Source organism: Acinetobacter sp. AR2-3 (assembly GCF_001878775.1).
Taxonomy (GTDB): domain Bacteria; phylum Pseudomonadota; class Gammaproteobacteria; order Pseudomonadales; family Moraxellaceae; genus Acinetobacter; species Acinetobacter lwoffii_D.
In genome coordinates, this window is the sequence record NZ_MJIQ01000045.1 from 51,589 (window position 1) to 71,391 (window position 19,803).

Below are 19,803 nucleotides of genomic sequence, written 5' to 3' on the forward strand. Positions count from 1 at the left end.
TTGTGTGTAGAGCTTGGCAAGGGGAATCCTCCCCTCAACCCGATTAATTATCAAGCGATTCTAAACGAATTCGTACAATTTCGCCATGAATGACGGGTAATGCTTGAATTTGTGAAAGCGCTGCATCCATTTTTGATTCCTTGACTGGATCAGTCAGAATCACGATAGGAATAAGGTCTTTGGATAAACGTGGTTGCTGCATGATCGCATCAATACTGATGCCGGCACGACTGAGAATCGTGGTCACATCGGCAAGCACGCCCATCTGATCTTCGGCATTAATACGGATGTAATAGCCGGTGGTCATTTGTTCACGACTCAAGATCGGTAAATCACTGAGCGCTTCAAAAGCCAGTTGCGGAATGGTGCCTGCGCCGTCTTCTGTGTAAATAATGTCACGGACAATATCAACCACATCGGCAACAACCGCAGAAGCCGTTGGTCCCGCACCCGCGCCAGCACCATAGTACAGTGTTGGGCCAACCGCATTCGCTTGTACCAGAACCGCATTTTTCACGCCGTTAACATTGGCAATCAGCTGGTCATCTGGAATCAGGGTCGGGTGTACACGGAGTTCAATCCCGGCATCGGTACGGCGTGCAATACCCAGGTGTTTAATCCGGAAACCGAGGTCTTCGGCATATTTCACGTCTTGTGCAGTGACTTTGCCAATGCCTTCAGTAAAGACTTTGTCAAACTGTAGCGGAATACCAAAGGCACATGAGGCCAGAATGGTGAGCTTGTGCGCAGCATCAATACCTTCCACATCAAAGGTCGGATCAGCTTCAGCATAACCCAGTTCTTGAGCCTCTTTCAGCACATCTTCAAAAGCACGGCCTTTTTCACGCATTTCACTGAGAATGAAGTTACCCGTACCGTTAATAATACCGGCCAGCCATTCAATCTTGTTGGCTGCCAGACCTTCACGAATCACTTTAATAATTGGAATGCCACCAGCCACTGCGGCTTCATAGGCAATCTGTACGGCATTGTCTTCAGCCGCTTTAAACAGTTCGTTGCCGTGTTCAGCCAAGAGTGCTTTGTTGGCCGTTACAATATGTTTGCCATGTTCCATGGCTTCCATAATAATTTCAAAAGCAGGATGAATTCCGCCCATGACTTCCACCACGACGTCTACATCAGGTTGACGTACGATGTCCATCAAGTCGGCACTTTGTTTGACCGATTCTGGCAGATCCAGATCAGGACGTGGACGACGGGTGCCTACATGGGTAATTTCAATTTCACGACCGGTGCGACGTTTGATCTCAGCAGCATTTTCTTTTAATAGTTTCAAGGCACCACCACCTACAGTACCAAGACCGAGGATTGCCAGACGAACTGGTTTCACGTCACACTCCAAATATAAACAGTTTTTTACAAGAGCCTAGATCATAGCTAAAAAACCCGCCTGACTCTAGGGTCATTTCAGAATATCTTTATCTATAAAATAAAGTTAAATAACTTATTAAAATGAGTTATTTAAGCCGATTCAATAATTCCGATGTAGACAGGTAACCGCCCAGATAAGTACCTGCTGAATTATAAATGGCAGGGGTACCATTCACACCCATATTCAGACCCATTTGATATTGATCTTGAACAGGATTTTCACACTTCTCTGCACTAATCTGTGCGCCTGAAATCGCCTGGTCAAAGGCACTACGGCGGTCAGCACTGCACCAGATCGCTTCCATGGCCGGCATATGCTGTTCACCACGCGGCCAGGCGATATAACGCACTTCAATGCCTTTGGCATTCATCTCATCCATTTGCTCATGGAATTTATGGCAATACGGACAGCTGACATCGGTAAACACATAGACCACATGCTTGGCTTTGCCTTTGGCTGGATAGACCAGCAAGTCTGCTGGCTTGAGTTCAGCAAAGAGTTTATTGTTGATGCCTGCCTGCAGGTTTTCGCTGACATTGTGTAGCTGTTTGTCACCGAGACGGATCACATCGCCCTGAATCAGGTATTTACCGTCACTGGTGACATAGACCGCAGACATGCCTTCCAGACTCACCCAGTACAGGTTTGGCACTTCAGTGGCTTTAATGTCGGTAATTTTGGCACTGATGCCAGCAGTTTTGAAATGCTTTTCCAGCGTAGAAGCCAGACGCTGTTCTGCATTGCGTTCTGTCAGGGTAGAGGCTTCGCCCGTCGCCGGTGCGCTCGCAGTCAACTCTTGCTTTTTATCGTTGTTAGTGGAATTGGAACACGCAGTCAGACCCAAACCAGCAGCAAGTATGCAAGCCATAAAAATTTTTGAGCGGGCAAATGTCATAAAAAACCCTTTTCTTCTTGGATTAAAAACAGAGCATTAGCATAACAAAAAAAAATACCCACACGTCAAACTTCTCAGTTTATTCCATCCGGATATGTTTTAAGCTCGTGGATGATGGGTGGCATGCAGCTGTTGCATCCGTACCTGTGCCACATGGGTATAAATCTGGGTGGTAGACAGATCACTATGCCCGAGCAACATCTGCACTACGCGTAAGTCTGCGCCATGATTGAGTAAATGTGTCGCAAAGGCATGACGTAAGGTATGCGGTGACAGTTCGGACTGAATGCCGGCCTGCAGCGCATAACGCTTAATCGCATACCAGAAATTCTGCCGGCTCATGATGCCGCCATGCTGGGTCAGAAACAGATAATCGGTCGAAGTCTTATACAGTTGCGGACGGGCTTCGTTCAGATATTTTTCTACCCATTCACAAGCCATTTGTCCCATCGGAACCAGGCGTTCTTTATTGCCCTTACCGACGATACGTAAATACCCCTGTTTTAAGTTGATCAGTTCCAGACGTAAGTTAATCAGTTCGGTCACCCGCAGTCCGCAGGCATACAGCACTTCAAACATGGCGCGATCGCGCAGCCCTAATGCCGTGTTGATATCCGGGGCGTGAATCAGGGCTTCGACATCAGCTTCGGACAAATCTTTAGGTAAGGCTCGGCCCAGTTTTGGGGTTCTATGTGCAGCCACCGGATTGTCACTACGCAGTTTCTGCTCACGTAAAAATTTATAAAATGAACGCAAGGCAGACAGGCAGCGGGCAATCGAACGTGGACTTTTTTGCTGTTTGGTCAGTGCAATCAGCACATCGGAAATATCATCATGATTCCATTCCGGCAGAGGCTTGCTCAGGCATTCTGCACATTGCACCAGGTCGGACAAATAGGCATTGCGGGTATGCGGGCTGACCGTTTGTGCAATCAGATAATCACGAAAACCCTGTAAATAACTGAACGCATCAGGAATCTGGACAGGGGCAGGAATACGGGGTTTTTTATTCAGCATAAGGTGAAAGGATCTGATCTGAAAAAGCGATAATCGGGATTGGTATTCTCCACTGTAGTTTAATTTTATGACAGTGTCGATGTGGTATAAGGCTAAATCGAAATGTAATTAATCTTATTTGTTAATTATTCTCATTTGTTTGTATACTGTACAAAATAGTTTAGGAATTTCACGGTGCGTTTGTCTGATTTAAAAGCAAAACAAATTGCCATCATTCGAAAAGTGAGTCGAACAACTGATGGTGAAAGTGCTCTACACGATGTCGTCGCGAGTCGTTTGGAAACTTTAGGCTTTGTACCAGGTACAAAGGTACAGGTCATTACTAAAGGTATTTTTGGTGGAGATCCCATTTTGATTCAAGTTGGATTCACACGTTTTGCTTTGCGTAAATCAGAAGCAGCCAAAATTGAAATCGAACAGGCGGTGTCGGCATGAGTGATACATTACGTATTGCCCTTGTCGGTAACCCTAACTGCGGTAAAACTTCATTATTCAACCATTTAACCGGAACGCGCCAAAAAGTCGGTAACTATGCGGGTGTGACGGTTGAACGTAAAGTCGGTACGTTTCAGCTTGCCTCAGGCAAAGCGGTACGGGTACTGGATTTGCCGGGAACTTATAGTCTGGATGCAACCAGTCCAGATGAAGAAATCACCCGCAACGTCGTACAAGGTAAAATCGCGGAAGAGCAAGAGCAGGATGCATTTTTGTGTGTGGTAGATGCCACCAATCTGAAATTGCATTTGGGTCTGGTGCTGGAAATGATTGCGCTGGGTCGTCCAGTACTGGTCGTGCTGAACATGATGGATGAAGCACGTCGTCGTGGCATGCAGATCAATACCCAGAAGCTGTCTGAACGTCTGGGCGTGCCTGTGGTAGAAACGGTGGCTGTGCGCAATTCAGGGATTGAAAACCTGAAAAATGCGCTAGATCAAGGCAAGTATTCTGTACCACAGACTGAGCTCAGTGGCTTGAAAGGTGATAGTCACCAGCGCGTAGAAAACATTCTGAATGACGTGGTCAATTTCGTCGATCAGGAAGATAAGCGTACCGATTTTCTTGACAAGATTTTTCTGCATCCGGTATTGGGCTTACTCAGCCTAGCTGTAATGATGTTCGTGATTTTCCAGGCGGTATTTGCCTGGGCTGCGCCGTTTATGGATGGCATCGAAACCTTCTTCGGCTGGCTGGGTGAGTTCCTCGGCGAATATATTTCGCATCCCTTACTGAATAGTCTAGTGGTGGATGGGATTATTGCCGGTGCCGGTGGCGTGGTGGTGTTCCTGCCACAAATTCTGATTTTGTTCTTCTTTATTCTGGTACTGGAAGAATCGGGTTATTTACCGCGTGCAGCATTCTTGCTCGATAAACTGATGTTTAAAGCCGGTTTGTCAGGACGTGCCTTTATTCCGTTATTGTCCAGCTTTGCCTGTGCCATTCCCGGCATTATAGCATCGCGGACCATTAGTGATCCACGAGATCGTTTAACCACGATTTTTGTTGCACCTTTAATGACCTGTTCGGCGCGTTTGCCGGTTTATGCCTTGCTGATTGCGGCATTTGTACCCGCACAAACTGTCTGGGGCTTCCTGAATCTGCAAGGTCTGGTACTTTTCGGTCTGTATATGGCAGGCATCGTAAGTGCTTTGGTAGTGTCTTTTGTGTTGAAATTCTTCCATAAAGATAAATCACAGCACATGCTGCTGATGGAACTGCCAAGCTACCGTTTTCCAGACCTAAAAAACGTCTGGATCGGCTTGCTGGATCGCGGCAAAATCTTCTTGAAACGTGTCGGTGGCATCATCTTCGCCTTATCGATTGTACTGTGGTTCTTGTGTACTTTCCCACAGCCACCAGAAGGGGCAACCTTGCCGGCCATTGATTATTCATTGGCAGGGATGCTCGGTCATCTGATGCAGCCGATCTTTGCACCGCTCGGTTTTAACTGGCAGATCTGTATTGCCCTGATTCCGGCGATGGCAGCGCGTGAAGTGGTCGTTGCAGCACTGGGTACAGTCTATGCGATGTCGGCTGTTGATGAAGATGCGATGTCTGAAGGTCTAGCTGCGCTAATTAGCGGTGGAGGTGATCTGGGCTGGTCAGTTGCGACAGGTTTGTCTTTGCTGGTGTGGTTTATTTATGCACCACATTGTCTGGCGACTCTGGCAACGGTTAAACGTGAAACAGGTTCCTGGAAAACTGTCAGTATCATGACGGTTTACCTGTTTGGTCTGGCATATTTCATGTCATTCCTGACTTATCAAATTGCTTCATATTATTTGGGCTAAATCTTAGATTGGCCTTGGCCAATTGAGTTTGCTGCATTGTATATGTATGGGAGATTGAGATGATTGAAATTCTAATTGTGACAGCATTGGTGCTTTGGAGCATGCTGGTCGTATTCAAAAAGGTGTTTCCTAACACCTCTAACTCAGTCTTCCAGAAGCTGTCTGATGCCTGTGCAGCCCAAGGCTGGCAGCGTCTGGCCAAATGGCTGCAACCGGGTATGGCTGCAGGCTGTGGTGGCAACTGTGCCTGTCCAGTTTCAGAAAAAAGTGTAGAAGAAAAACCAGCCCAACAAGCGGTGAAATGGAAATAATTTCCTTTTCTGGCTGAATTTTAAAAGCCGTCATGATCATGACGGCTTTTTTACGCATGGACACAAAAAAAATGTGCAGAAAGGCCAATCAGAAAAGGCATTCAAAACAGCAAAGTGCTACCATTTCGTCAGTTTCAAAATAGACCAAAATATGGGGCGAAAATGTTAATACAACGTGGTGGGTTAAAAGTCGTTGCAGGACTCGGAATATCAGGTGTTGCAGCAGTCAATTTCTTGCATAGTCAGGGCTACCGCGTTGCAGTAACAGATTCTAGAGCTAACCCGCCCGGACATGACCAGATACCCGCTGAGGTTCAGACCAGTTTTGGTCAGTTTGATGCCGAGCTGTTGCTGTCTGCAGAAGAAATCGTGATCAGCCCGGGGCTTGATCCTAAACTTCCTGAAATTCAGGCAGCGATTAACAAGGGTATTCCGGTGGTCAGTGAAATCCAGATTTTACGCCGTGCTACGGATAAGCCTATTGTGGCGATTACCGGTTCTAATGCCAAAAGTACCGTGACTACCTTGATTGGTTTAATGGCAGCAGATGCAGGTAAAAAAGTCGCTGTCGGTGGTAACTTAGGCCGTCCTGCGCTAGACCTGACTAAAGACGATCCTGAGCTGTATATACTCGAGCTGTCCAGTTTTCAGCTGGAAACCACCTCAAATCTGGCAGCTGAAGTCGCGGTGGTGTTGAACATGAGTGAAGATCATCTAGATCGTCATGGCGATATGATGGGTTATCACACGGCGAAACACCGGATTTTCCAAGGTGTGAAAAAAGTCGTCTATAACCGTGATGACTCTTTGACCCGTCCTCTGGTGCCAGACGTAACACCGATGCAAAGCTTTGGTCTAAATGCACCGGATATGAACCAGTACGGTATTCTCAAGGATACTGATGGCAGTATCTGGCTGGCGCGTGGTCGTGAGCGTCTGCTGAAAAGTACCGAGATGTATATGCAGGGCACGCATAATGTTGCCAATGCCTTGGCCTGTCTGGCGCTGGGTGAGGCGATTGGTCTGCCACTGGACAGCATGTTGAATACCTTGAAGACGTTTAAAGGTCTGGAACATCGCTGTGAATTCGTCAAGGAAGTACAGGGCGTACGCTATTATAACGACTCCAAAGGTACCAATATCGGCGCAACCTTGGCGGCACTGGACGGTCTGGGCATGGCGATTGAAGCCCAAGGCGGTAAGGTTGCGATTATTCTTGGTGGACAAGGTAAGGGCCAGGATTTTAAAGCTTTACGGGAATCACTCGCTAAATATGCCAAAGTAGCGGTATTGATCGGTGAAGATCGTCCCATCATTGAAGCAGCGATTGCGGGCACGACTGAACTGATCCATGCGGACAGCCTGCAGCAGGCGGTAGAAATCTGCCAAAAGCACACTCAGACCCATGATGTCGTGCTATTGTCTCCTGCATGCGCAAGTTTTGATATGTTCTCGGGTTATCCTGAGCGTGGTCGCAAGTTTGTTGCGTATGTGAATGAACTCAATTAAGAATAACAAGGATTCGTGATATGGCTGGGTTTGCTCAGACTACGATCAATAAATTAAATCAATTTTATACGCAGTGGATACCTAGAATACCTGCTGAAGTGAATCCACGGAATGTACTGATTTTCTGTGTATTGGCTTTGCTCTGCATTGGTTCGATCATGGTGGCATCAGCCTCGATGCCCTATGCAGAACGTATGCACGAAAATCCGTTTCACTATATTAGCCGACATGGGATTTCGATTTTTGTCGCTGCCGTAGCAGCTTTTCTGGCTTATAAAATCCCCTTAAAAGTCTGGTTTAATAACACTTTCTTTTTGTGGATTATTACCATCGTACTTTTGGTGGCCGTGCTATTTGTCGGGACGGAAGTCAATGGTTCCAAACGCTGGATTCGGATCGCAGGCTTTACCTTACAGGCTTCGGAAGTCGCCAAAGTGATGATGGCAATTTTTACTGCAGACTACGTGGTGCGCCGTGCGGAAGAAGTACGGAATAATATCAAGGGTCTGGTCCGTTTAAGTGCCATCATGGGTGCTACCGTCGGTTTGATTATTCTCGAGCCTGACTTGGGTGCAACCGTGGTAATTACCTTAACCATGCTTGGCGTGTTCTTTCTGGCGGGTGCGCCGTGGATTCAGTTCGGTGTGGCTTTTATGACCTTGGTCGGCGCATTTGCTGCCGCGATTCTGTTGGAACCGTATCGTCTGCAACGTCTGCTGTCTTTTTCCAATCCTTGGGAAGATCCCTTAGGCACCGGTTATCAGCTTTCTAATGCCCTTATGGCCTTTGGCCGTGGGGAATGGGCAGGGGTAGGCTTGGGGCATAGTATCCAGAAAATGTCTTATTTGCCTGAGGCGCATACCGATTTCATGCTGGCAATTTTGGGTGAAGAATTTGGCTTTTTAGGCATTTCAACCATCCTGATCTTGTCCTTCACCATGCTGGTTTGCTGTATCCGCATTGGACACCGCGCCTTGCAGCATCAATATTTGCGTGCCGGCTATCTGGCTTATGGCATCAGTATCATTTTCCTGTTACAGATTCTGGTGAATGCCGGTATGAATATGGGCATGTTGCCGACCAAGGGTTTGACCTTGCCATTTATTAGTTATGGCGGTTCATCCCTGATTATCTGTGCGGTCATGATCAGTCTGATTCTGAAAATTGATTCGACCACGCGTCAGGTCAATCCAAGCCGCGAAGAATCAAGCTTCTAGATTGGAGTTTCGTCCTGGCTCTGGCTGAGCATGGTCCAGTACCGTGCTCGGCATTGCGGTTCCACAATTGGAACAGGTCACAAAAGCAGTTTTAGGCTTGGAAAGTGGAATCAAAGGTATAAAAAACAAAGAAAAATAATTACGCTGTTGTTTCAGCTCATAGCCCGAACGGGTACGGCAGACCGGACACAGAAACTGGCTTTTCTCAATGGTTTTAGTTTTAGGGCCGACGCCAAAAATAAAAAACATACTCTTCTTCCTATCTATTTTTCATTGTAGAAGTCTAGCTTAAGTGAAAAGCTGTTTTTATAAATAGTGACCTTGTAGCTCAGTTGTATGTGGAATCCGCTCAATGTCCCATTGTACTACCGCCTGTTGCAGCATGCATTGTGGCGTATCTAGATCAACTTCAGCCTGATGCAAAGCATTAAGTGCCTGTTTTAAGAGTTGTGGGGCCTGAGTCAAATCCAGTGCTTGGGCCAGATTCTGTTTTGAGAGTTTTTGTCCCTGATCATTCATCGCCAGGGGTAGATGCATATAATTCAGACGCGGATAACCGAGCAACTGCCCCAGATAGATTTGACGTTCGGTATTGTCCAGCAGGTCAGCACCACGTACCACATGGGTCATACCTTGCAGATAGTCATCGACCACTACCGCCAGCTGATAATTAATAATCCCGTCACGACGTTTTAAGACAAAATCGCCCAGATCTTTCTTCAGCTTTGAGCAGTGTCGACCTTGTAATTGATCTTCAAAACAGATTTCGATATCTTCGACTTTTAAACGGATCGCTTGATTGTCGAATGCCAGAGCTAGGTCACGGCAGGTATCCTGATAGATATGATTGGAACCGAGCATTTTACGGGTACATTGACAGGCATAAACCAGACCCTGCTGACGTAATTGTTCGATCACATCTGCATAAATATCTAAACGGTCTTTCTGGAAAATGATTTCGCCGTCTGGCTCAAGCTGAAAGGCGTCCATGGCACGCAAAATATGCTCTTCGCTGCCGGGATAAATACGAGGAATATCGGTGTCTTCAACCCGAACCAGCCATGTGCCTTGATTGGCTTTGGCATCGCAGTAACTGGCAACTGCGGTAATGAGGGAGCCAAAATGCAAAGGGCCGGTTGGCGATGGCGCGAACCGGCCCACATAAGCCATCCTGTTGTGCCCCTCCTTTTTTAAAGGAGGGGTTAGGGGAGGATTATTTACAGACATGCTTAACCGTTATTTTGCTTCTCTTTGATTTCTGCAAGTGTTTTGCAGTCAATACATAAAGTAGCCGTTGGGCGTGCTTCTAAACGACGCAAGCCAATCTCGATACCACAAGTTTCACAGAAACCATAGTCATCATTCTGGATTGCTTCGATCGACTGTTCGATTTTACGAATCAGTTTACGTTCACGGTCACGGGTACGTAACTCAATCGCAAACTCTTCTTCCTGAGTGGCACGGTCATTCACATCTGGAAGAGCAGTATTTTCGTCTTGCATCGTATTCAGGGTACGATCCACTTCTGACATCAACTCAGCTTTCCAAGCCAGCAAGATTTGGCGGAAATGCTGAAGCTGACCTTCAGACATGTATTCTTCATTTTTTTTAGGTTGATAAGGTTCAATACCAAATAAGCTAGCAGTAGAACCACCGTCAGTCGTTTTAGGCTTAGATTTGCGTACGCGCTTTGCAGCTTTCTCTTCTACAACATCAGTTTGATTGTCTAAGACTTGATTTTGGTTGTCATTCGCCATTTAGGGCATTCCTCATCTATGCGTATGATTGCTACGCAAAAAATATGGTGATATGCAGTTTTTTATCCACCCTGTAGAAAGATTATCCTCCTATGGGGGCCGTCATCATATAGACTTTTTATGCTTATTGATAGTCTTTGATGTCTGGACTATGCATATCACATTTCCTTTGGTTGCAATAAAGTAATGCAAAAAAAACAAATTGAAAAGTTAATAACCTGAAATTTCGGTATTAATATTTTGCTGGCTCAATGCCACCCGTTCAATATAGGTATCAAACTCACCATTTTGTTGCAAATGTAATACACGATAACCTGGTGCCGCCTGATCTAGCGCGAAATCTTCACTTTTAGGTTTAAACTGCACACTGGTCGATGGCGTGGATAAAAAGTAGATGCCATGCCATTCGTTGCAGGAATCCTGATGCACATGACCAAACAGAACCAGCTTGATATTCTGATGCCGAGCCAGCACATCTTTCAAATCTTCAGCATTTTTCAGCCGGTGCTGATCAATCCAGTGCGATTTCATCGCAAAAGGATGGTGATGACAAGCGACAATGACATGCTGATGTTTAAATTCAAGCAATAATTGATCCAATTGATCCAGTTGAGCTTGTTCCACCCAGCCATCCACCTTGCCTTGAACCGCACTATTTAACAGGATTATGGTCCAGGTGCCAAAATGAATGGCATGTACCTGATTCACGTTCTGGTGAAAAGGGAACACCCGAATGTCATCATGGTTACCTGGAATCTGATAATGCGGCACGTTTAAAGACTGAATATATTCCAAATATCGCTGATAAGTCTGTTCGACCGGCACCTGCGCCAGATCACCAGTATGAATCAGTGCATCCATTTGGGGAAAGCGCTGTTGGATCTGCTGCATCACCTCATGAAAACTCTGCTCGGGATTCATCCGGGCAAATTCCAGCTCTTCCCGGTTCATCAAATGGGTATCAGAAATCTGGATCATGGTCCAATCCGGCTGTGTACTTGTACTTGTACTTGACTGCTGAAAACTCATGTCTTTCCCCTTAGACATATTCCTGCAGTATGAATATGTTGTTGCAACCATTGCAAGGCCATAATGACAGGTGCATTTCTTAAGCGACCATTCCTGAGCAAGGCAGGAATGTCGGCATAATCCAGAATATGCAGCTGGATATTTTCCCCTTCATCCGGCATGCCAAAAATACCGCCCTGTTCAGGTAATTCGGTCTGGGCCACATATAAATGGAACAGCTCAGAACATGCCCCGGCGGAAGGATAGAAGCTGAAAATATGCTGTAGCTCATCCAGGCTACAGCCTGATTCTTCGAGTGCTTCACGACGGATACATGTTTCAGGCGCTTCATCGCCATCCAGAACGCCAGCAATCACTTCGAGTTGCCAAGGAGAATCGACATCGTCCAGTCCGCCAATCCGGAACTGTTCGATCAGGCCGAATTTCTGCTGTTGATGGTTGTACATCAGCACACCCGCTGCTTCTGGCCGATGAATCAGCTCACGTTGCAAAATAGGGGTTGAGCTTTCCTGATTAAATAGACGGTGTTTCAGGCTGACTTTTTCGACCTGAATAAATCCCCGATACAAGAATTCACGTGCCTCTACGCGAAAGTCTTTTTTATTATAAGAGGCCTGTTTAATAATATTCATATGCTCAGATAGAATGAATTGATTTATTTTCATCCTATCTGAGTTTTTTTTGAAGACAACTGTTTTTTTTACAGTTTTATAGTTTGTGGTATAAATTTTGACCAGAGTTATGGAAGCTGGCTTTCATCTGATCCATGCCGGCTTCTATTTCGGCCTGAGAGCTTGCTGGCTGATCAGGATTGGCCTGTTGACTGGCATAATCGCGAACATTCTGGCTAATCTTCATTGAACAGAACTTCGGTCCGCACATGGAACAAAAGTGCGCCGATTTATGCGCGGCTTTCGGCATGGTTTCATCATGCATGCTGCGCGCCGTGTCCGGATCCAGACTCAAGTTAAATTGGTCTTCCCAGCGGAACTCAAAACGGGCTTTGGACAGGGCATTATCCCGGGCCTGTGCACCCGGATGACCTTTGGCCAGATCGGCTGCATGTGCGGCAATCTTGTAGGTAATAATGCCATCTTTGACATCTTTTTTATTTGGCAAGCCGAGATGCTCTTTCGGCGTCACATAACACAGCATTGCGGTACCATACCAGCCAATCATCGCAGCGCCGATGGCTGAAGTAATATGATCATAACCCGGTGCAATATCGGTGGTTAAAGGCCCCAAGGTATAAAAGGGTGCTTCTTTACAGACTTCGAGTTGCAGGTCCATATTTTCCTTGATCATATGCATCGGGACATGGCCCGGACCTTCAATTATCACCTGAACATCATGTTCCCAGGCGCGGTGGGTCAGTTCGCCCAAAGTTCGAAGTTCGGCAAATTGCGCTTCGTCATTGGCATCCTGCACACAGCCGGGACGCAAACCATCCCCGAGACTGAAAGACACATCATAGGCTTTCATGATCTCGCAGATTTCATCGAAATGGGTATACAAGAAGTTTTCCTGATGATGTGCCAGACACCACTGCGCCATGATCGAACCGCCACGCGAGACGATCCCGGTTAAGCGATTCGCCGTCAGCGGTACATATCTCAAAAGCACGCCGGCATGAATGGTGAAATAGTCCACGCCTTGTTCAGCCTGTTCAATCAGGGTGTCTTTAAAGATCTCCCAGCTCAGGTCTTCGGCCACACCATTGACTTTTTCCAGTGCCTGATAGATTGGTACGGTTCCAATTGGTACAGGAGAGTTGCGGATAATCCATTCCCGGGTTTCATGAATATTCTGGCCGGTCGAAAGATCCATGATTGTGTCTGCACCCCAGCGCGTCGCCCAGGTCATTTTCGAGACTTCTTCTTCGATACTTGAACCGAGTGCAGAATTACCAATATTGGCATTGATTTTCACCAAAAAATTACGCCCGATGATCATCGGTTCTAGTTCCGGATGATTGATATTGGCCGGAATAATCGCGCGTCCTGCGGCGACTTCCTGACGCACAAATTCTGGCGTGATTTCGCGTAAATTCTGGGCACCAAAATTCTGGCCCGGATGTTGGCGCATATCGACACCTTCATGCTGGCGCAGGTTTTCACGAATGGCGATGTATTCCATTTCCGGGGTGATGATGCCTTGCTTGGCATAATGCATCTGGGTAATGTTGCAGCCACGTTTGGCTTTACGTGGTTTTTGGATATGTGCGAAACGGATCGCGGCTGTGCGGATGTCGCGTAAACGCTGGCGGCCAAATTCAGAACTGAGCTGATCCAGAATTTCGCTATCGTTGCGCTGTTCAATCCAGCTTTCACGAACATTCGGCAGACCTTTGTTCAGGTCAATCGTCACGTTGGGGTCGGTATACACACCCGAAGTGTCATAGACCATCAAAGGTGGATTATGTTCGCCGCCCAGACTGGTCGGGGTTTCACTTAAGGAAATTTCCCGCATGGGTACCTGAATATCAGGACGGGAACCTTGCAGATAGACTTTACGTGAAGCGGGTAGAATTCGCGTTAAATCGCGTGCTTCCTGTTCATGAGCGGAGAGAGAAGTTTCAGAAGAAAGATTCGTTAACTGGTTCATGGCTATGATCCTTATGAATGACATCAACGAATCAAGCACGACCAAAAACGTAGGCAGATTTATCCTGAACAGATAAAGCAAGGGCTGGGTTTTTAGCTGGCTTGATTCCTACGCAGGTATTAACCTGATCAGGTTCAACGGTACTCATGCTCAATTCCTGATAACGATAAAAGGAATCACATGATCTCAGCGAGGCATTACTCGCGCTCCGTCAAGCGAGGCTAAAGCTTAGCTCAGTTTAGGCAGAATAGACAGGTCTAAATCGCTCAACTTTAAACGAGGATTGATTTAGACATGGCGATATTGATTGAAGGTGAAACTGATCCCAACTAGATACAGATAGCATCGGTAAAGCAGTCTTTATCATATTTTTGTGAGGGCGGGCTGATCTGGGCATAGTACAGAATCTGTTCTGCTTCCGAGCGGTTTCTATAATCGGCAGGCAAGACTTGTTGGCGCTGTTCCGGAGTCATGTCCAGAAATTCCAGAAACAGGCGTGCCTGTGTGGACAGCGTTGATTTCTGGCCGTTTGATAGTCCAATAATAGTTTCCAGATGACTGGTATCCACAGCATAACGATCGCGATAATCTTCCGACACCGGGGATTGCTCGGTACCTCTAAACAGGAAATAGGTATATTGCTTCAGCAGATATTCAGCATCGCGTTTATAACTGCTATTCGGATAAGTCTTGAGATAGTCTTCCCAAAGCAGACTGCGGGCTGCAATATCAGCGGCTTCAATCTGCAGGCGTTTTTCCACCAGCACCGGTTCCATATTCTGTTCCGCCAGATTTTCAATAAAGGCTTTTTCAGCGGCCGGTAAATAAGGGGCAAAAATACGCGCCAGATATTCCGGACTGCGGCGATAATGTAAAGTGCCATCTCCCAGATCCAGCAGTTCTACATAAGCCTGCCCCTTGTGTTTTAACAGATACTGGTCACGTGAGGTGAGCTGTTGAAAATGCGCGTGCTGAATGGTCGGATGCTGGGCCATTTCCAGTGCATACTGCTCAAAGGCGCGTTGCTGGAACTCGGTGCGATCCACCTTTAAAAAGCGCTGATACATTTCGGTAGAGCGCTGCATCAGGTGCTTCTGCTCCGCCAAGTCCATCAACGGCAGGCACACTTTAAGATCCTGATTAATCTGCTCCAGCGCAAACGTCGTGCGCTGGTCATTAATCTGGGACATATTTTTTTCAATATTCTGGCACATGAGGCTAAAGTCATTGACTGCACTTTGCGTTTGCTTTGCCTCAGTCTGTTCGACCTGGATCTGTGGATCTGAAGGCTGTTGGCAGCCCCCAAGAAGCAGCACGCTACCAGCAATCAAACAGGCTTTGAATATCGACGGGAATGGCATTAACACTATGCTTCAGGACTCTGTATATAGGTGAATTCAGAAAATAACGGCCTTACTGGGAGGTATATTGTATAGATCAAATTAAAATACTATGTTTAGTATTGTGAATTGCTTTGTTACATTGCAGACAGAGATCTTGAAAATTGAATTAATCGTGAATAAAACGCGATAGTTATATTAAAAAGTTAATAAAAATCATACGTAAAAATTCAAGAGATCTCTTTAGTATGGCTTAGCTTAAAGCGCCAGCATTTTTTGATCTGAATGGCTGTTAGGGATGAACACTATAAAATGAAACTAAAACTCAGTGTCATGGCGGGGATATTGGCAAGTAGTCCGGCAGTTTTTGCACTGGATTTGCAAGAAGCCTATGCGCGCGCCCAGCAAAATGACCCGAACTGGCAGGCGAATGTGTTGCAGTATCAGGCCGATCAGCTCAATCTGGGGATTGCCAGCGGCAATTTGCTGCCGACCGTGACTTTATCTGGAAATGTGACCCGTAAAAACCAGTCCGTCAACAACTCAGAGTCTGAAGGTTTGCCTGCTGAATTTGGTGAGTTGCAAAGTTCCAGTACAACCAGCCGTCAGGTGGCCTTAACCGCACGCCAACCTTTATTTCGCTGGGATGCCTGGCAAGGTTATAAGCAGGTCACAACCTCGGTCGAACTCAGTGAAGTCAGTCTGCGTCTGCAAAAACAGCAGCATATTTTACAGGTGGCCGAAGCCTATTTTAATGTCTTGCGGCAGCAGTCTTTAACCACGGCCTATTTACAGGAAGAGCAGGCACTGTCTGAGCAGTTACGGATGATGAATGCTAAGCTCAAAGAAGGTCTGGTGGCGCGCAGTGAGGTCAGTGAAGCCAATGCCCAGTATCAGAGTGCCCAAGCCAACCGGATTTCGACTCAAGTTCAGCTGGTACTGGCCCAAGAACAGCTGGCACAGTTAATCGGCCCTTATCAGGAAAATCTTGCAGTATTACGCAACGATTTCCAGTTCCAGAAACCGGTTCCAAGTGATATGCAGTCCTGGACCGAATTAGCACAAAGCCAAAATCTGAATATTCTGCAAGCGCGTCTGCAAAAGCGCTATTCTGAAGATGCCAAACGGGTCGAACAGGCTGCGCTCTATCCGCAGGTCGAAGCGGTCGGAACCTATGGCTATTTAAAGCAAAGTCCGGCTACGATCATGTCCAGCAATGGAGATTTCGACCAGATTGGGGTGGAGGTGAACTGGAATGTATTTAGCGGTGGACGCACGCAAAAAAGTATCCGTCAGGCCGGCGTTAATGTGCAAAAAAGTGAAGCGCAACTGGATGCGGCTATCCGTAAAGCCAATACCGATGTGAAACAGTCCTTTATGCAGGTAGAAACCGATCAGGCCAAACTGAATGCACGTAAAGCCGCGATGGACTCTTCGGAAATTGTCTCACAAGCGTCCAGAGCCCAATATCAGGAAGGCTTAAAAACCATGGTCGATGTGTTGCTGGCACAGCGTAATGCCTTTTCTGCCAAGACCGATTATTTGAATGCCAAATATGATTATCTGTTGCATGTGCTGCAATTGCAGGCCTCGGTCGGGCAGTTAACCGAAAAGGAACTGGCAGAGCTGAATGCCTGGCTGATTGAATATGATTCGCCTCAGCCTCTATGAGGCTACTATTGTCATCAAACTTTCATCATGGATATGCTTTAATATGATTTATTATTGATCATTGTCCTCTATCGTTCAGGAGTAGCTTTCCTTGTGTCCAAATAATCCTGTATTAAGTCATCACATTTCTTCGCAATTTAATGAAGAACTGCAGGACGTAAATACCAAATTCATGACGATGGGCGGACTGGTAGAACAGCAGGTAGCTAATGCCATTCATGCCCTATTGGACACAGATGTCTCAATGGCAGTAGATGTGCAGTTTCAAGATAATGTCGTCAATCAGATGGAACGAGATATTGATGAAGCGCTGACCCTGATTCTGGCGCGCCGTCATCCTGCCGCGATTGATTTACGTATGGTGCTTGCCATGTCCAAGGCCAATACCGATCTGGAACGGATTGGCGATGAAGCCTCGAAAATAGGCCGAATTGCACAAAGCTTGTGTGAAGAGGGTAGCTCACCACGCGGTTATATGGAAACCCGGCATATTGGCAACCAGGTGCGGGTGATGATTCATGATGCACTGGATGCTTTTGCGCGTCTGGATGTAGATCAAGCTTTGAAGGTCATGTTGGCGGATGCGGATATTGACCGTGAATATCAGTCAGCCACACGTACGCTTATGACTTATATGATTGAAGACCCACGGCATATCAGTCGTGTCATCAATGTATTGTGGGTGCTGCGTTCACTCGAAAGAATTGGCGATCATGCCCGGAATATTTCGGAACAGGTGATCTATATGGTCAAAGGTTTTGATGTGCGTCATACCAGTGTTGAAGAAATTGAACAGAAAGTTCAGCGTTAAATCTTAAAAAATTAAAATAAAAAAACCTCCGTACCGGAGGTTTCTTTATTGAGATAGAGAAGCTAACTATGAGTTTCTTCCTCGGCATCATCTTCAAAAGTTTTGGCAATTTTTTCAATATTCAGGCTTTTGGCCATCGCATCAAAGATTTCCTTATACACGCCTTGCTGATGATAAAGCTGGTCGTGCTCGCCATGCTCAGCAATCGTTCCTTCTTTCATCACGTAAGTATAATCCGCATCAATAATCTGCGACAGGCTATGCGAAATGATGATCACGGTACGGCCTTGCTTGATCTGGTCCAGACTGTGTTTAATCTGTTCCGTGGCAATTGCATCTAGACTCGCCGTCGGTTCATCTAGAAAAATAATCGGTGGATTTTTCAGGAACATCCGTGCCAAGGCAATCCGTTGCTGCTGGCCGCCAGACAGCATCAAGGCATCGTTATCATAACCATCCGGTAACTGTAAAATCTGCTCATGAATCGAGGCTTTTTCTGCTGCCTCAATTACATCCTCCATTGAGGCAGTAGTTTTACCATAACGGATATTGTCAAAGATGGTGCCCTGAAAAATATGATTTTTTTGTAAGACCAGACCAATATGATCGCGTAGATATTGGGTGTCATAATCTTTCAGGTCAATGCCATCCAGTTTGATCTGACCTTGCTGTGGTTCATAAAATTTATCCAGCAAACTGATGAGGGTAGATTTTCCGGCACCCGATAAGCCCACCAAGGCGGTAATTTTATTGGGGCGAATTTCCATATCAATATCTTTCAGGGCATGGTGGCCGTTTGGATAATAAAAATTCACGCCACTCAGTTCAAATTTGCCTTGGACAATCGGTTTCTGCTGACCGCTTTGTTCAATTTCATCATCGGCCTCCAGAATTTTGAAAAAGCTTTCTGAATAGATCATGGCATCATTCACTTCATCATAAATCCGGTGCAGGGATCGAATTGGGGCAGAGACATTATTAAATAGCAGCACATGAAACATGATCATACCGATACTCATCTGGCCATCCAGCACAAAGTAGGAGGTTAAAATAATGATCAGTACAATCCCGATCTGTTCCAGAAAAGTTTTCAGGCCATCAAACAGGAAACTGGTCTGGCGGGTTTTCATCTGATTGTCGGTCAGTTCACGCTGTAAACCGAGCTGCTTTTCCGATTCAATCGATTCGCGGTTAAAAGACTTAATCACGGTAATCGAGTTGATGATACTGAGAATGCCCTGACTTTTTCTCTCCCGACCATCGCGAAGACTGCGGCGCCAGCCCCCGAGTTTTTGTGCCTGCTTATAGGTCAGCCAGAAATAGATAGGAACAATAGCAGTCGCGACCAGACCGACATACACATTGGCATAGTACATTAGCCCCAAAGCCACAATGGCACTGGTAAATAACGGTAAAATATCAATAAAGAAAATTTGCACCAGACGGGTCAGTGAGCCAATGCCACGGTCAATCCGGGTCTGTAATTTACCGGCCTGGTTATTTTCCTGATTAAAAAATTCCAGCCGATATTTTAAAAATTTTTCAATAATCCCTTGGGCCAGATCCTGAGAGACAAAAATCCGCAGTTTCTCTCCATAGAACTTCTGCCCGAACTGGACAAAGGCATTGATAATTTCTTTGCCGAGCAAAATCGCCGAAATCGTGATCAGAATATGCCAGCCTTGTTCCAGTCCTTGACCGGTTTCGAGTAGCGAATTGATGCTGTCGACCGCATATTGCAAGGTAATGGCATTGACCTGTGCGGTGAATGAGCCAATCAGGGTCAGAATCAGCGTGGCAATCACCAGCAACCGGTAAGGCTGAACAAAGGGACGAAGTTTCTGAAACAGCTGCCATAAGTTCATAAAAGGATTATTTTTATTGTGAAAGTTGAATTCAGTCTAGGCAGGAATTAGGCTAGCCACAAGCATAAATGTTGTAGTCATTTGTGAAGAGCAGTT

Annotated in this window: 18 protein-coding genes and 1 riboswitch; of the genes, 7 read left to right on the forward strand and 11 right to left on the reverse strand. The window is 46.2% G+C overall.

Annotation, left to right across the window (positions count from 1 at the left end; genetic code table 11):
• Positions 1-43: 43 nt before the first annotated feature.
• The 3 genes from BFN00_RS08470 to xerD form a co-directional block, all read right to left on the reverse strand.
• Entirely contained in the window at positions 44-1,351 is a 1,308-nt protein-coding gene (locus tag BFN00_RS08470; RefSeq protein ID WP_071851137.1) for a homoserine dehydrogenase, read from the reverse strand.
• Positions 1,352-1,478: 127 nt separating this feature from the next.
• Positions 1,479-2,288 carry a DsbC family protein gene (locus tag BFN00_RS08475; RefSeq protein ID WP_071851139.1) on the reverse strand — a complete coding sequence of 270 codons (810 nt, stop codon included), beginning with the start codon at positions 2,286-2,288 and terminating at the stop codon, positions 1,479-1,481.
• A gap of 99 nt (positions 2,289-2,387) precedes the next feature.
• Positions 2,388-3,305 (reverse strand): site-specific tyrosine recombinase XerD, encoded by a 918-nt coding sequence (gene xerD / locus BFN00_RS08480; protein ID WP_005248421.1) that lies wholly within the window; start codon positions 3,303-3,305, stop codon positions 2,388-2,390.
• A gap of 174 nt (positions 3,306-3,479) precedes the next feature.
• On the opposite strand from xerD, the gene BFN00_RS08485 reads away from it, so the two are divergent.
• From BFN00_RS08485 to ftsW, 5 genes are all read left to right on the forward strand, one after another.
• Positions 3,480-3,740, forward strand: a complete 261-nt coding sequence (locus BFN00_RS08485; RefSeq protein ID WP_004281065.1) for a FeoA family protein — start codon at positions 3,480-3,482, stop codon at positions 3,738-3,740.
• The gene (gene feoB / locus BFN00_RS08490) at positions 3,737-5,593 is read left to right on the forward strand and encodes a ferrous iron transporter B (protein WP_071851141.1); all 1,857 of its coding nucleotides are present in this window, start codon (positions 3,737-3,739) and stop codon (positions 5,591-5,593) included. Before BFN00_RS08485 ends, feoB begins: the two co-directional genes overlap by 4 nt.
• Before the next feature lie 59 nt (positions 5,594-5,652).
• Positions 5,653-5,904, forward strand: coding sequence for a DUF6587 family protein (locus BFN00_RS08495; RefSeq protein WP_071851143.1), 252 nt, complete (start codon positions 5,653-5,655; stop codon positions 5,902-5,904).
• A gap of 162 nt (positions 5,905-6,066) precedes the next feature.
• Positions 6,067-7,413, forward strand: a complete 1,347-nt coding sequence (gene murD / locus BFN00_RS08500; protein ID WP_071851145.1) for a UDP-N-acetylmuramoyl-L-alanine--D-glutamate ligase — start codon at positions 6,067-6,069, stop codon at positions 7,411-7,413.
• 20 nt (positions 7,414-7,433) lie between these two features.
• Complete coding sequence (gene ftsW / locus BFN00_RS08505) at positions 7,434-8,630, forward strand: putative lipid II flippase FtsW (RefSeq protein WP_004281069.1); 1,197 nt, start codon at positions 7,434-7,436, stop codon at positions 8,628-8,630.
• Here the strand turns inward: ftsW and BFN00_RS08510 are convergent.
• From BFN00_RS08510 to BFN00_RS08540, 7 genes are all read right to left on the reverse strand, one after another.
• Positions 8,619-8,879, reverse strand: coding sequence for a zinc ribbon domain-containing protein (locus tag BFN00_RS08510; protein WP_071851147.1), 261 nt, complete (start codon positions 8,877-8,879; stop codon positions 8,619-8,621). The genes ftsW and BFN00_RS08510 overlap by 12 nt on opposite strands.
• A gap of 57 nt (positions 8,880-8,936) precedes the next feature.
• Positions 8,937-9,857, reverse strand: a complete 921-nt coding sequence (gene gluQRS / locus BFN00_RS08515) for a tRNA glutamyl-Q(34) synthetase GluQRS (RefSeq protein WP_071851148.1) — start codon at positions 9,855-9,857, stop codon at positions 8,937-8,939.
• Between the two features lie 2 nt (positions 9,858-9,859).
• Entirely contained in the window at positions 9,860-10,387 is a 528-nt protein-coding gene (dksA, locus tag BFN00_RS08520) for an RNA polymerase-binding protein DksA (protein ID WP_004281072.1), read from the reverse strand.
• A 210-nt stretch (positions 10,388-10,597) separates the two neighbouring features.
• Positions 10,598-11,416, reverse strand: a complete 819-nt coding sequence (gene cpdA, locus BFN00_RS08525; protein WP_071851151.1) for a 3',5'-cyclic-AMP phosphodiesterase — start codon at positions 11,414-11,416, stop codon at positions 10,598-10,600.
• Entirely contained in the window at positions 11,413-12,048 is a 636-nt protein-coding gene (locus tag BFN00_RS08530; RefSeq protein WP_071851153.1) for an NUDIX domain-containing protein, read from the reverse strand. Before BFN00_RS08530 ends, cpdA begins: the two co-directional genes overlap by 4 nt.
• A 76-nt stretch (positions 12,049-12,124) precedes the next feature.
• Positions 12,125-14,020 (reverse strand): phosphomethylpyrimidine synthase ThiC, encoded by a 1,896-nt coding sequence (thiC, locus tag BFN00_RS08535; RefSeq protein ID WP_071851154.1) that lies wholly within the window; start codon positions 14,018-14,020, stop codon positions 12,125-12,127.
• 88 nt (positions 14,021-14,108) lie between these two features.
• A riboswitch (TPP riboswitch) is annotated at positions 14,109-14,241 on the reverse strand.
• 108 nt (positions 14,242-14,349) lie between these two features.
• Positions 14,350-15,381, reverse strand: a complete 1,032-nt coding sequence (locus BFN00_RS08540; protein WP_071851156.1) for a hypothetical protein — start codon at positions 15,379-15,381, stop codon at positions 14,350-14,352.
• Between the two features lie 291 nt (positions 15,382-15,672).
• Here BFN00_RS08540 and abuO point away from each other — a divergent pair, with 291 nt between their 5' ends.
• Complete coding sequence (gene abuO, locus BFN00_RS08545; protein ID WP_071851158.1) at positions 15,673-17,031, forward strand: multidrug efflux outer membrane protein AbuO; 1,359 nt, start codon at positions 15,673-15,675, stop codon at positions 17,029-17,031.
• Between the two features lie 91 nt (positions 17,032-17,122).
• Entirely contained in the window at positions 17,123-17,842 is a 720-nt protein-coding gene (phoU, locus tag BFN00_RS08550; protein ID WP_004281079.1) for a phosphate signaling complex protein PhoU, read from the forward strand.
• Between the two features lie 62 nt (positions 17,843-17,904).
• On the opposite strand, the gene BFN00_RS08555 is transcribed toward phoU, so the two are convergent.
• Entirely contained in the window at positions 17,905-19,707 is a 1,803-nt protein-coding gene (locus BFN00_RS08555; protein WP_004281080.1) for an ABC transporter ATP-binding protein, read from the reverse strand.
• Positions 19,708-19,803 lie beyond the last annotated feature (96 nt).